The sequence below is a fragment of the Streptomyces sp. NPDC002057 genome, from assembly GCF_040296665.1.
GTDB lineage: Bacteria > Actinomycetota > Actinomycetes > Streptomycetales > Streptomycetaceae > Streptomyces.
In genome coordinates this window covers 156,923-169,378 of sequence record NZ_JBEOXR010000001.1, presented here as the reverse complement: position 1 = coordinate 169,378, position 12,456 = coordinate 156,923, and the positions used below count along the sequence as shown (strand labels likewise).

Below are 12,456 nucleotides of genomic sequence, written 5' to 3'. Positions count from 1 at the left end.
AGTGATCCTCCCCGATGGGTTTTCCACAGGATCGACGGACCCCCCTTGTCCCGACCGATCGTTCGGTTACTCTAACTCCGTACGCGTCTCCCTGCCCAGCTCGACGAGGAGTTGGTCCATCGATGGCCACCGCCCAGCTGACCACCGACCGTCTGGCCGAGAAGCACCGGTCCACACTCGACCAGGCGCTCGCCACCATCCGGACCCGTGCCTACTGGTCGCCGTACCCCGAGCACCCGAAGGCGTACGGAGCGGACGGCTCGCTCGACGCGGCGGCCGGTCTCGCCGCCCACCAGGCCCTGCTGAACACCCGGTTCGAGCTCGACCAGCCCGGCACGGACGGCTGGACCGGAGCCGAGACCTCGCCGTACGGCCCGTCGCTCGGCATCGAGTACCCGCACGCCGACATCGACGTCCTGCTCCCCGCGATGCGCGCGGGCACGGGCGCGTGGCGCGACGCCGGGGCCGAGACCCGCGCCCTGGTCTGCCTGGAGATCCTCGCCCGGATCTCCGCCCGCACCCACGAGTTCGCCCACGCCGTCATGCACACCAGCGGGCAGGCGTTCATGATGGCGTTCCAGGCCGGCGGCCCGCACGCCCAGGACCGCGGTCTCGAAGCCGTGGCGTACGCGTACGCGGAGCAGACCCGCACCCCCGCCGGGCGCGCCGAGTGGTCCAAGCCCCAGGGCAAGCGCGACCCCCTGGAGCTGAGCAAGGAGTTCACCCCGGTCGGCCGCGGCGTCGCCCTGGTCATCGGCTGCAACACCTTCCCCACGTGGAACGGCTACCCGGGCCTGTTCGCCTCCCTCGCCACCGGCAACCCGGTCCTGGTCAAGCCGCACCCGCGCGCGGTGCTCCCGCTCGCGCTCACCGTCCGCGTCGCCCGTGAGGTGCTCGCGGAGGCCGGCTTCGACCCGAACCTGGTCGCGCTCGCCGTCGAGCGGCCGGGCGAGGGCATCGCCAAGACCCTGGCCGTGCGCCCCGAGATCCGCATCATCGACTACACGGGCTCGACCGCCTTCGGCGACTGGCTGGAGACCAACGCGCGTCAGGCGCAGGTCTACACCGAGAAGGCCGGGGTCAACACGGTCGTGGTCGACTCCACCGACGACTACAAGGGGATGCTCGCCAACCTGGCCTTCTCGCTGTCCCTGTACAGCGGCCAGATGTGCACCACCCCGCAGAACCTGCTGATCCCCCGCGACGGCATCACCACCGACCAGGGCCCCCGGTCGTACGACGAGGTCGTCGCCGACCTCGCGGCGGCGGTCGGCGGTCTGCTGGGCGACGACGCCCGGGCGAACGGTCTGCTGGGCGCCCTGGTCAACCCGGACGTGAAGGCGCGCCTGGAGGCCGCCGCGGGCCTCGGCGAGGTGGCCCTCGCCTCCCGTGAGGTGGTGAACCCGGAGTACCCGGACGCCGTGGTCCGTACCCCGGTCATCGTGAAGCTGGACGGCTCCAAGCCCGACGCGGACGCCGCCTACTTCTCGGAGTGCTTCGGCCCGGTCTCCTTCGCCGTCTCGGTGGACTCCACCGAGGACGCCCTGGAGCTGCTGCGGCGCACGGTCCGGGAGAAGGGCGCGATGACGGTCGGGGCCTACACGACCTCGGCGGAGACCGAGCGCGCGGTCGAGGAGGTCTGCCTGGAGGAGTCGGCCCAGCTCTCGCTGAACCTCACGGGCGGGGTGTACGTGAACCAGACCGCCGCGTTCTCCGACTTCCACGGCTCCGGCGGCAACCCGGCGGCGAACGCGGCCCTGTGCGACGGGGCCTTCGTCTCCAACCGGTTCCGGGTGGTGGAGGTCCGCCGCCAGGCCTGATCCAGGCGCGCGTGGGGGCCCTACGGGGCCTCCACGCCCCCTTGCGGGCTCTCGATCTCTGCGTACCGCTGCACCCACGCGTGCATGGCGACGGCGGCGGCCGCCCCCGCGTTGATCGACCGGGTGGAGCCGAACTGGGCGATCGAGCAGACCATCTCCACATGGGCGCGGGCCCCCTCGGTGAGTCCCGGCCCCTCCTGCCCGAAGAGCAGCACACAGCGGCGGGGCAGCACGGTCCGCTCCAGCGGGACGGCGCCCGGCAGGTTGTCGATACCGATGACGGGGATGCCCTCGGCCGCCGCCCACGAGGTCAGCGACTCGGTGTCCGGGTGGTGCCGGACGTGCTGGTAGCGGTCGGTGACCATGGCGCCGCGCCGGTTCCAGCGCCGGCGGCCCACGATGTGGACCTCCTTGGCCAGGAAGGCGTTGGCGGTCCGCACCACCGAGCCGATGTTGAAGTCGTGGCCCCAGTTCTCCACGGCCACGTGGAAGTCGTGGCGCCGGGTGTCCAGGTCGGCGACGACCGCTTCCCGCGTCCAGTACCGGTAGCGGTCCACGACGTTGCGCCGGTCGCCGTCGGCGAGCAGCTCGGGGTCGTACCGCTCGCCCTCGGGCCACGGCTCCGGGTGCGGCCCGACGCCGATCTCGGGGCCGAAGCCCTCGTCGTACTGGGCCGGCTCGGCGTCCTCGGCCGCGGCCCGGGCTGCCGCCCCGGCTCCGGGCTTCTCTTCGGTGGTGCTCACCCGACGAGGGTACGGGGGCCGTGCTCCTCACCCGTACGGCGCTGCTCGGGCAGCTTCTCGACGGGCGCCCGCCGCAGCAGCCGGTCCCGGCCGCGCACCACCCACGCGCCGAGCGCCACGAGGAAGGGCGTGGGCAGGAACACGGCGTCGGCGGAGATCATCGCGAGCGAGAAGACGGGCAGACCGAGCAGGACGGCGATGCCGGCGTGCTCCAGCATCATCACGACCAGCAGGACGTTCTTGACCTTGCGGTGGAAGAGCGTGAAGGGGAAGGCGACCTGCACGATCACCGTGCCGTAGGTCAGCACCAGCACCATGACCCCGCTGGCCCCGAGCAGCTCGGACAGGGCCGGCCAGGGCGTGAAGTAGTCCAGGTTGAGCGGGTAGAACAGCGCGGTGCCGTCCTGCCAGCGCGAGCCCTGGATCTTGTACCAGCCGGCCGTGGCGTAGATCAGACAGACCTCCGCCATGATCACGACGAGGGCGGCGTTGTGCGCGAGATGGGCGAGGGCGTCGAGCAGGGTGCGCGGCTCCTCGGAGGCGTACCGGCAGACCAGCCACCACAGGCCGTTCCCCAGCCACAGGACCCACAGCAGCACCGGCAGCCACCACTCGCCGGTGACCTCGCTGAACCAGGTCGTGGCGAGGAGGAAGCCGCCGAGGACGGTCCACAGGAGCGGGCCGACGCGATCGTCGCGCGGCGGCTCCCCGGCCCGGGCGGCGCGGGCCTCGCGGGCCGCCCGGCGGGCGTCGAGGGACCAGACCTGGGCGCAGCGGGTCAGCACGAGGTAGAGCGCGGCGAGGTGGAGGACGTTGTCGCCGCCGTCGCCCACGAAGACGGAGCGGTTCTGCAGCGAGAGCACCCCGACCATGAAGACCACCGAGACGGCCCGGGTGCGCCACCCCACCAGGAGCAGTGCGGCGGAGAGCACCGCGAGCCCGTAGACGAGCTCGAACCAGAGCCGTCCGTCCGACCACATGAGCACGGTGAAGGCCCGGTTGTCGGCGATCAGCCGCTGGGCCATCTCCCAGGACCAGGGGCCGTCGGGGCCGTACAGCTCGTGCCGGTGCGGCAGCTCGCGGAGCAGGAAGATCAGCCAGGTCAGCGAGAAGCCGATCCGCACGATCGCGGTCTGGTACGGGCCGAGGGAGCGGCCCGTGACGGTCTGGAGCGCGCGGGCGAGCCGGCGCTCGAAGGGCTCGCGGGCGGGCGCGCGCGGGGGGGAGTCCGGGGTGGGGGTGGGAGTGCTCATCGGCCCGCCTCCGTGCGGCTGCGGTCGGCTCCGGCGGGCCGGTCGGCGTCGGTGACCCGCCACCACGGGAGGTCGCGGTAGGAGGGGGCGGTGTCGCTCTTCTCGGTCGACCACCGGGGAGGGGGCACGGGCCGGGTGACGGTGCGGAGCTGGACGCGCCGCACGTCACCGGTGAGCGCCTGTCCGTCGGGGCCCCGGAGGACGGGGAGGGCGTCGAGGCGGAGCATCGCGATCCGGCGCATGTACTCCTCCGAGAGGCGGCCGCGCATCCCGTTGGGGGTGTGGTCGTCGGAGTGCGAGTTCAGGTAGAAGTCGATGGCCCGGCGGAGCTCGTTCTGCTGGGCGTGGCTGGGCATCGGGTTGTGGCGGATCGCCTCGATGTCCTGGGCCGTGAGGTTGATCCAGCGGGTGGTGCGGCGGGCGCCGTCGTCGGCGGTGACCTCGGCGCGGACCTCGACGGCGGTGTTCTGCTGGAGCGGGTTGGGCGCGAAGAGCTTCCAGTTCTGTTCGAACTCGGGGTAGATCCAGTCGTCGACGGCCTGGCCGTGCCGCTTGGTCACGGTGTTGGACGGCGCCACGTGCAGGAACACCATCGCGAGGTGGACACAGGTGAAGACCGTGGCGACGGCGAGCGCCACGGCGAGGACGACCTGGTAGGGAAGCGACAGGGCCATGATCCCGGTGGCCGCCCGCCCGTCCGGGGACGAGCTCTCCGGGGCGGCGGTCCGGGGGTCCGCCACGGGGTCCGCCGGGGGGTCCTCCCGGGCTTCCGAACGGTCGTCGTTCACCTCAGCCGCGTCCTTTTCGACGTACGCGTCCATCCCGCCCCGATCCCGATCGGCCCACCTCGGTTATCCACAGGGTTGACACCATACGGGCCGCCGACTCACCATTGAAGTCATTCAACCGAACGATCGGTCGGTAGGGGGTCCGATGACCGCAGTGACGGCAGGGACGACGGAGACCACGGGCGTGCCCGGTGTGTCGGACGCGGCCGTGGCGGCGGAGCAGGCCGCCTACGAGGCCGTGTTCGACGCCGCCGTGGCCGCCGACGAGCGGATCGAGCCGCGCGACTGGATGCCCGAGGCCTACCGGGCCTCGCTCGTCCGGCAGATCGCGCAGCACGCCCACTCCGAGATCATCGGCATGCAGCCGGAGGCGAACTGGATCACCCGCGCGCCCTCGCTGCGGCGCAAGGCGATCCTGATGGCCAAGGTGCAGGACGAGGCCGGCCACGGCCTGTACCTGTACAGCGCCGCGGAGACCCTCGGCACCAGCCGCGACGAGCTGCTCGACAAGCTCCACTCGGGCCGCCAGAAATACTCCTCGATCTTCAACTACCCCACGCTGACCTGGGCCGACGTCGGCGCGATCGGCTGGCTGGTGGACGGGGCCGCGATCACCAACCAGGTCCCGCTCTGCCGCTGCTCCTACGGGCCGTACGCCCGGGCGATGGTCCGGGTCTGCAAGGAGGAGTCCTTCCACCAGCGCCAGGGGTACGAGGCGCTGCTCGCCCTGTCGAACGGCACCGAGGCCCAGCACGCCATGGCGCAGGACGCGGTGGACCGCTGGTGGTGGCCCTCGCTGATGATGTTCGGCCCGCCGGACGACGAGTCGACCCACACCGCCCAGGCGATGGCCTGGAAGATCAAGCGCCACACCAACGACGAGCTGCGTCAGCGCTTCGTCGACATCGCCGTGCCGCAGGCCGAGGCCCTCGGACTCACCCTCCCCGACCCCGACCTCCGGTGGAACGAGGAGCGCGGGCACTACGACTTCGGCGCGATCGACTGGGCCGAGTTCTGGGACGTCCTCAAGGGGAACGGCCCCTGCAACGACCAGCGGCTGAGCAGGCGGCGCCAGGCCCACGAGGACGGCGCCTGGGTCAGGGAAGCGGCGGCGGCCCACGCGGAGAAGCACAAGAGCACCGGCAAGCACGGGGAGGCACAGGCATGACGAGCGACGGTTGGCCCCTGTGGGAGGTGTTCGTGCGCTCCCGCCGCGGGCTGTCCCACACCCACGCGGGCAGTCTCCACGCGCCCGACGCGGAGATGGCCCTGCGCAACGCCCGTGACCTGTACACCCGCAGGAGCGAGGGCGTGTCGATCTGGGTCGTCCCCTCCACGGAGATCACCGCCTCCTCGCCCGACGAGAAGGACCCCTTCTTCGAGCCGGCCGCGGACAAGCCCTACCGCCACCCGACGTTCTACGAGATCCCGGAGGGGGTGAAGCACCTGTGAGCACCCCCGACACGAGCGAGGTCTCCGCGATCGCCGGAGCCGCGCTCGCCCTCGGCGACGACGCTCTCGTCCTCTCCCACCGACTGGGGGAGTGGGCGGGATCGGCCCCCGTCCTGGAGGAGGAGGTGGCCCTGGCCAACATCGCGCTCGACCTCCTCGGCCAGGCCCGCGTCCTGCTCTCCCTCGTCGGCGACGAGGACGAACTGGCGTACCTCCGCGAGGAGCGCTCCTTCCGGAACACGCAGCTGGTCGAGCAGCCGAACGGCGACTTCGCCCACACCATCGCCCGCCAGCTCTACTTCTCCACCTACCAGCGCCTCCTGTACGGGCAGCTGGCCTCCGGCGGCGGACCCTTCGCCGGTCTCGCGGCGAAGGCCGTGAAGGAGGTGGCCTACCACCAGGACCACGCCGAGCACTGGACCCTGCGCCTCGGCGACGGCACCGACGAGAGCCACGAGCGGATGCGGAGCGCCTGTGACGCCCTGTGGCGGTACACGGGCGAGCTGTTCCAGCCCGTCGAGGGGCTCGACGTGGACCACGCGGCCATGGAGAGCGCCTGGCTGGCCTCGGTGACCGACGTCCTCGACCGGGCCACGCTCACCGTGCCCGAGGGGCCGCGCACCGGCGCCTGGGCCGCGGGAGCGGGCCGGCAGGGGCTGCACACCGAGTCCTTCGGACGGATGCTCGCCGAGATGCAGCACCTGCACCGCAGCCACCCGGGCGCGTCATGGTGACCATGACGGCGCTCGAAGAGGAACTGAGCCGGATCGCCGGCGCCGTCCTCGACCCCGAGCTGCCCGTCCTCACCCTGGCGGAGCTCGGCGTCCTGCGCGGCGTCCACGTGACCGGCCCCGGCCGGGTCGAGGTCTCGCTCACCCCGACGTACACGGGCTGCCCCGCGGTCGAGGCCATGTCCTCGGACATCGAGCGCGCGCTCCACGATCACGGAGTGCCGGAGGTCTCCGTCGTCACGGTCCTCGCCCCCGCGTGGTCCACCGACGACATCAGCGAGGAAGGACGGCGCAAGCTCGCCGAGTTCGGCGTCGCCCCACCGCGCCCCCAGGGCCCGGCCGGCGGCCCGGTGGCGCTGACCCTGGCGATCCGCTGCCCGCACTGCGGCTCCACCGACACCGAACTCCTGAGCCGCTTCTCCTCGACCGCGTGCAAGGCGCTGCGCCGCTGCACCGCCTGCCTCGAACCGTTCGACCACTTCAAGGAGTTGTAGATGGCGTCCTCAGGTTCCGGACGGGCCGGGTTCCATCCGCTCCGGGTGAGCGAGGTCGAGCGGCTCACGGACGACTCCGTGGCCGTCACCTTCGAGGTCCCGCCCGAGCTCCACGAGACCTACCGGCACCTGCCCGGCCAGCACCTCGCGCTGCGCCGCACGGGCGGGCAGGGGGAGGAGATCCGGCGTACGTACTCGATCTGCGCCCCCGCCTCCCCGGCCGGCGAGCCCCCCGTCCTGCGCGTCGGCATCCGGCTCGTGGACGGCGGCTCGTTCTCGACGTACGCGCTCAAGGAACTGGCCGTCGGTGACCTCGTCGAGGTCATGGAACCCATGGGCCGCTTCTCGCTCGCCCCGCGCCCCGGGCACTTCGCGGCCGTCGTCGGCGGCAGCGGCATCACCCCGGTCCTGTCGATCGCGGCCACCCTGCTGGCCCGGGAGCCCGAGGCGCGGTTCTGCCTGATCCGGAGCGATCGCACCGCCTCGTCCACGATGTTCCTCGACGAGGTCGCCGACCTGAAGGACCGCTTCCCGGACCGCTTCCAGCTGGTCACCGTGCTCTCCCGGGAGGAACAGCAGGCGGGACTGCCGTCGGGCCGTCTCGACCACGAGCGGCTCGCCGAGCTGCTGCCCTCGCTGCTGCCGGTCGGCGCGATCGACGGCTGGTTCCTCTGCGGCCCGTTCGGGCTGGTGCAGGGCGCCGAGCGGGCACTGCGCGGTCTCGGGGTCGACCGGGGCCGGATCCACCAGGAGATCTTCCACGTCGACGACGGTTCGGCGCCCGCGCCCGCCCCGGCGGCCGACGCCCCCGCGCACGCCACGCTGACCGCGACCCTGCACGGCCGCTCCGGCACCTGGCCGGTGGACCGCGGCGAGACGCTCCTCGACACGGTGCTCCGCTCCCGAGCGGACGCCCCGTACGCCTGCAAGGGCGGGGTGTGCGGCACCTGCCGTGCCTTCCTCGTCGGAGGAGAGGTGAGGATGGACCGGAACTTCGCGCTGGAACCTGAGGAGACCGAGGCCGGATACGTGCTGGCCTGTCAGTCCCATCCGGTCACTCCGGACGTGGAGTTGGACTTCGACCGCTGACGGAGTCCGGCGCCGCCATTCCCTTCCACTAGAACCTGTTCTATCTTGACGAACCGTCAGGACGAGCAGGGGCACAACGGGAGGGCAGGGCAGTGGACTTCACCTTCACCGAAGAGCAGCAGGCGGCCGTCGAGGCGGCCAAGGCGGTCTTCTCGGGCGTCGCGCCCGACGCGGTACCGAGCCCCGCCCTCACACCGGGCGCCGTCTCCGAGGACCTCGACCGACCGCTCTGGTCCCGTCTCGCCGCCGCCGACCTGCTGAGCCTCGTCATCTCCCCCGCGTACGGCGGCGGCGGGCTCGACCCCGTCGCCCTCTGCCTCGTCCTGCGCGAGTCGGCCCGCGTCCTGGCCCGCGTCCCCCTCCTGGAGACCGGCGCCGTCGCGATGACCGTCGAGCGGTACGCGCCCCGGGAGAAGGCCGCCGACCTGCTCCCCCGAGTGGCCCGCGGCGAACTCGTCCTCACCGCCGCCTCCCAGGGGCGCACCGGCCACGACCCCGCCGAGCGCGCCGTCACCGCGCGCCGCGACGGCACCACCTGGATCCTCGACGGCCTGCAGACCGCCGTCCCCTGGGCCCACGGCGCCGACCTCGTCGCCGTACCGGCGCACACCCCCGAGGGGAACACCGTCCTCGCCCTGCTGCCCCGCACGCACGACGGCCTCGCCCTCACCGCGCAGTACTCCACCAGCGGCGAACTCCTCGCCGAGCTGACGCTCGACTCCGTGCGCCTCGACGACGCCGACGTCATCGACGCCGAGGGCGCCTGGGAGTGGCTGCGCCAACTCCTCACCACCGGAACCTGCGCGCTCGCCCTCGGCCTCGGCGAGGCCGTCCTCACCATGACGAGCCAGTACACCGGGAAGCGCGAGCAGTTCGGCCACCCCGTCGCCACGTTCCAGGCCGTCGCCGTCCAGGCCGCCGACCGCTACATCGACCTGCGCGCCATGGAGGCCACCCTCTGGCAGGCCGCCTGGCGTCTGGCGAGCGGAGCCGAAGGGGCGCTCCCCGCCGCGGGGGACATCGCCGTCGCGAAGATCTGGGCCTCCGAAGGGGTACGGCGCGTGGTGCAGACCGCCCAGCACCTGCACGGAGGCTTCGGCGCCGACACCGACTACCCCCTGCACCGGTACCACGCCTGGGCCAAGCACCTGGAGCTGTCCCTCGGCCCCGCGGCGGCCCACGAGGACGCCCTGGGCGACCTGCTGGCCGCCCACCCCCTCGGCTAGCCGGTACGCGTCAGAGGACGAAGGCCGGGCTGTCGTTCCCCGTCACCATCGGGCGCCCGGCGCCGTCCCAGGCGAGCATCCCGCCCTCGATGTTCACCGCGTCGAAGCCCTGCTGCACCAGGTACTGCGTGACCTGCGCCGACCGGCCGCCGACGCGGCACATCACATACGCGCGCCCGTGCTCGGCCACGGCCTCCGTCACCTCACCGAAGCGGGCCACGAAGTCGCTCATCGGCACGTGCACCGCGCCCTCGACGTGACCGGCTGCCCACTCGTCGTCCTCCCTGACGTCCAGCACCAGGGCATCGGCCGGCACGGCGGCCGCGTCCACCGAGGGCAGCGGGGAGAAATTCATGGGACCGGCCTTCTCTCGTCAGTTCCGCCCGAGGTCTCGGACGCACGGAAAAACCTACTGCACCAGCTCGGCCAGCTCGTTCTCCCGCTCGGAGACCTGCGCGAGCAGCTGCTCGGCGATCTCCTCCAGGAGCCGGTCCGGGTCGTCGGGCGCCATCCGCAGCATCGCGCCGATCGCGCTCTCCTCCAGCTCGCGCGCCAGCGCAGACAGCATGTCCTTGCGCTCGGCCAGCCACTCCAGGCGCGCGTACAGCTCCTCGCTCTCGCTGAGCCGCTCCTCGGCCGGCGCGGGACCGGCCTCCCACTCCGCGGAGAGCTCACGGAGCAGCGCCTCGTCACCTCGGGCGTAGGCGGCGTTCACCCGCGTGATGAACTCCTCGCGCCGCTTCCGCTCGTCCTCCTCGCGGGCCAGGTCGGGGTGGGCCTTACGGGCCAGCTCCCGGTAGAGCCTGCGGGCCTCCTCGCCGGGTCGGACCCGCTTCGGCGGCTGCACCGGGCGGCCGGTCAGCATGGCCTCCGCCTCGGAGGAGAGGCCGTCGGAGTCGATCCAGTCGTGGAACAGCTCGTCCACCCCGGGCATCGGCATGACCGCCGCGCGCGCCTCCTGCGCCCGCCGCAGATCCTCCGGGTCCCCGGTGCGCGCCGCCCTCGCCTCGGCGATCCGGGCGTCGAGTTCGTCGAGCCGCGCGTACATCGGGCCGAGCTTCTGGTGGTGCAGCCGCGAGAAGTTGTCCACCTCGACGCGGAAGGTCTCGACGGCGATCTCGAACTCGATGAGGGCCTGCTCCGCCACCCGCACGGCCCGCTCCAGCCGTGCCTCGGGGCGCTCGTCACCCTGCGGATCCGGCGCCCCGTCGGGCGCACCGGTGGTGGCCGCGTCCTCGACGCCGTCCTGGCCCTGGTCCACGTCGCTGTCCTCGCTCCGGCTCGTCACCCTCCAAGCGTACGGGGCCGGTGCACCGGCCCCGCCGCAGGAGGTCAGACGCCCAGCTCGGCCGCGATGCGGCCGGAGCGGACGGCGGCGAGCAGCTCGGCGTGGTCGGCGGTGGTGCGGTCCGCGTACGACACGGCGAAGGCGGCGACGGCCTCGTCGAGCTCCTCGTTCTTGCCGCAGTACCCGGCTATCAGGCGCGGATCGGCGCTGTGGGCGTGGGCGCGCGCGAGCAGGGCCCCGGTCATCCGGCCGTAGTCGTCGACCTGGGCGACCGTGAGTGCGGCGGGATCGACGCTGCCCTTGCGGTTGCGGAACTGGCGCACCTGGAAGGGACGCCCCTCGACCGTGGTCCAGCCGAGCAGGATGTCGCTGACGACCTGCATCCGCTTCTGCCCGAGCACCACCCGTCGCCCCTCGTGGCCGGGATCCGACACGGTGAAGCCGGCGGCCGGCAGGTGGGGCAGCAGTGCGGACGGCCGGGCCTCCTTCACCTGGAGGACCAGCGGCTCGCCCCGGTGGTCGAGGAGCAGCACGACATAGGAACGGGTGCCGACGCTGCCGGTGCCGACCACGCGGAAGGCCACGTCGTGGACGGCGTACCGCGCGAGGAGCGGGAGCCGGTCCTCGGACACGGTCTCCAGGTAGGGGCCGAGGGAGGCGGCGACGGCCTCCGCCTCGGCGTCGGGGACCCTGCGCAGCACCGGGGGAGCGTCCACGAACCTGCGGCCGCCGCCCTCGGCATCGGTGACGGCCTCGGTCGACCGGGCCGCGAACCGGGCGCTGGTGTTGTTGCGGGCCTTGGCGGAGACCCGCTCCAGGGTGCCGAGGAGGTCGCGGGCGTCGGTGTGCGAGACGAGTTCCTCGTCCGCGATGGCGTTCCAGGCGTCGAGGGCGGGGAGCCGGGCGAGCAGCCGCATGGTGCGCCGGTAGGCGCCGACGGTGTCGAAGGCGGCGGCCCGGCACATCTCCTCGCTCGCGCCCACCTCCCGGCCGGCGAGGACCAGGGAGGTGGCGAGCCGCTTGAGGTCCCACTCCCAGGGGCCGACGACGGTCTCGTCGAAGTCGTTGAGGTCCATGACGAGCCGGCCGCGGGCGTCCCCGTAGAGCCCGAAGTTGGCGGCGTGCGCGTCGCCGCACAGCTGGGCCGCGATCCCGGTGACGGGGGTGTCGGCGAGATCCTGGGCCATCAGCCCGGCCGATCCGCGGAGGAAGGCGAAGGGGCTCGCCGCCATCCTGCCGACCCGCATCGGCGCGAGTTCGGGGACGCGGTCGCGGTTCGACTCCTCCACGGCCCGCACGGCGTCGGGCCGGTCGGCGGCGAGGGCCGGCCGCCGGTGCTCGGAGCGCGGGACCCGCTCGCGCAGCTCCTTGCCCCGCTCCTTGGGGGAGCCTTCGGCGTTCTCCCCTATGGCGGCGCGGCGCGCGAACCCCGGCACGTGCGGCACGCGCACGGTGTCCGGCCCTCCGTCCGTCCCACGCTGTCCCGCCACCTCGGCCCGGATCTCGTCCATGGCACGCCCTCCCCCGATGCGAAAGTCCAACATCATTCGGCCTGACCGTACCGCCGCCGCC

At 72.9% G+C, this 12,456-nt stretch carries 13 protein-coding genes; 7 read left to right on the top strand and 6 right to left on the bottom strand.

Features of this window, described 5'->3' with window-relative positions; translation table 11 throughout:
- Positions 1 to 122: 122 nt before the first annotated feature.
- Complete coding sequence (gene paaN, locus ABT129_RS00790; RefSeq protein ID WP_351894851.1) at positions 123 to 1,820, top strand: phenylacetic acid degradation protein PaaN; 1,698 nt, start codon at positions 123 to 125, stop codon at positions 1,818 to 1,820.
- Positions 1,821 to 1,840: 20 nt separating this feature from the next.
- Here paaN and ABT129_RS00785 read toward each other — a convergent pair whose 3' ends face one another.
- From ABT129_RS00785 to ABT129_RS00775, 3 genes are read right to left on the bottom strand one after another with little or no spacing between them, the layout of a single operon-like run.
- Positions 1,841 to 2,563, bottom strand: a complete 723-nt coding sequence (locus ABT129_RS00785; protein WP_351894849.1) for a TrmH family RNA methyltransferase — start codon at positions 2,561 to 2,563, stop codon at positions 1,841 to 1,843.
- Positions 2,560 to 3,816, bottom strand: coding sequence for an HTTM domain-containing protein (locus ABT129_RS00780; RefSeq protein ID WP_351894847.1), 1,257 nt, complete (start codon positions 3,814 to 3,816; stop codon positions 2,560 to 2,562). Before ABT129_RS00780 ends, ABT129_RS00785 begins: the two co-directional genes overlap by 4 nt.
- A complete protein-coding gene (locus ABT129_RS00775) occupies positions 3,813 to 4,637 on the bottom strand; it encodes a DUF5819 family protein (RefSeq protein WP_502981598.1) in 825 nt (274 codons plus the stop codon). The genes ABT129_RS00780 and ABT129_RS00775 overlap by 4 nt, the downstream gene beginning before the upstream one ends.
- Positions 4,638 to 4,749: 112 nt before the next feature.
- On the opposite strand from ABT129_RS00775, the gene paaA reads away from it, so the two are divergent.
- The 6 genes from paaA (at position 4,750) to ABT129_RS00745 (ending at position 9,596) form a co-directional block, all read left to right on the top strand.
- Positions 4,750 to 5,772, top strand: coding sequence for a 1,2-phenylacetyl-CoA epoxidase subunit PaaA (gene paaA, locus ABT129_RS00770; protein WP_351894842.1), 1,023 nt, complete (start codon positions 4,750 to 4,752; stop codon positions 5,770 to 5,772).
- A complete protein-coding gene (paaB, locus tag ABT129_RS00765; RefSeq protein WP_015034815.1) occupies positions 5,769 to 6,056 on the top strand; it encodes a 1,2-phenylacetyl-CoA epoxidase subunit PaaB in 288 nt (95 codons plus the stop codon). The genes paaA and paaB overlap by 4 nt, the downstream gene beginning before the upstream one ends.
- The gene (gene paaC, locus ABT129_RS00760; protein ID WP_351894840.1) at positions 6,053 to 6,790 is read left to right on the top strand and encodes a 1,2-phenylacetyl-CoA epoxidase subunit PaaC; all 738 of its coding nucleotides are present in this window, start codon (positions 6,053 to 6,055) and stop codon (positions 6,788 to 6,790) included. The genes paaB and paaC overlap by 4 nt, the downstream gene beginning before the upstream one ends.
- The gene (gene paaD / locus ABT129_RS00755) at positions 6,784 to 7,281 is read left to right on the top strand and encodes a 1,2-phenylacetyl-CoA epoxidase subunit PaaD (RefSeq protein WP_351894838.1); all 498 of its coding nucleotides are present in this window, start codon (positions 6,784 to 6,786) and stop codon (positions 7,279 to 7,281) included. The genes paaC and paaD overlap by 7 nt, the downstream gene beginning before the upstream one ends.
- A complete protein-coding gene (locus ABT129_RS00750) occupies positions 7,282 to 8,370 on the top strand; it encodes a 2Fe-2S iron-sulfur cluster-binding protein (RefSeq protein WP_351894835.1) in 1,089 nt (362 codons plus the stop codon).
- 92 nt (positions 8,371 to 8,462) lie between these two features.
- Positions 8,463 to 9,596 carry an acyl-CoA dehydrogenase family protein gene (locus ABT129_RS00745; protein ID WP_351894833.1) on the top strand — a complete coding sequence of 378 codons (1,134 nt, stop codon included), beginning with the start codon at positions 8,463 to 8,465 and terminating at the stop codon, positions 9,594 to 9,596.
- 10 nt (positions 9,597 to 9,606) lie between these two features.
- On the opposite strand, the gene ABT129_RS00740 is transcribed toward ABT129_RS00745, so the two are convergent.
- The 3 genes from ABT129_RS00740 to ABT129_RS00730 are packed head-to-tail and all read right to left on the bottom strand — an operon-like array spanning position 9,607 to position 12,395.
- Positions 9,607 to 9,951, bottom strand: coding sequence for a rhodanese-like domain-containing protein (locus ABT129_RS00740; protein ID WP_351894831.1), 345 nt, complete (start codon positions 9,949 to 9,951; stop codon positions 9,607 to 9,609).
- A 54-nt stretch (positions 9,952 to 10,005) separates the two neighbouring features.
- A complete protein-coding gene (locus ABT129_RS00735; protein ID WP_502981597.1) occupies positions 10,006 to 10,884 on the bottom strand; it encodes a hypothetical protein in 879 nt (292 codons plus the stop codon).
- 44 nt (positions 10,885 to 10,928) lie between these two features.
- Complete coding sequence (locus ABT129_RS00730; RefSeq protein WP_351894829.1) at positions 10,929 to 12,395, bottom strand: DUF2252 domain-containing protein; 1,467 nt, start codon at positions 12,393 to 12,395, stop codon at positions 10,929 to 10,931.
- Positions 12,396 to 12,456 lie beyond the last annotated feature (61 nt).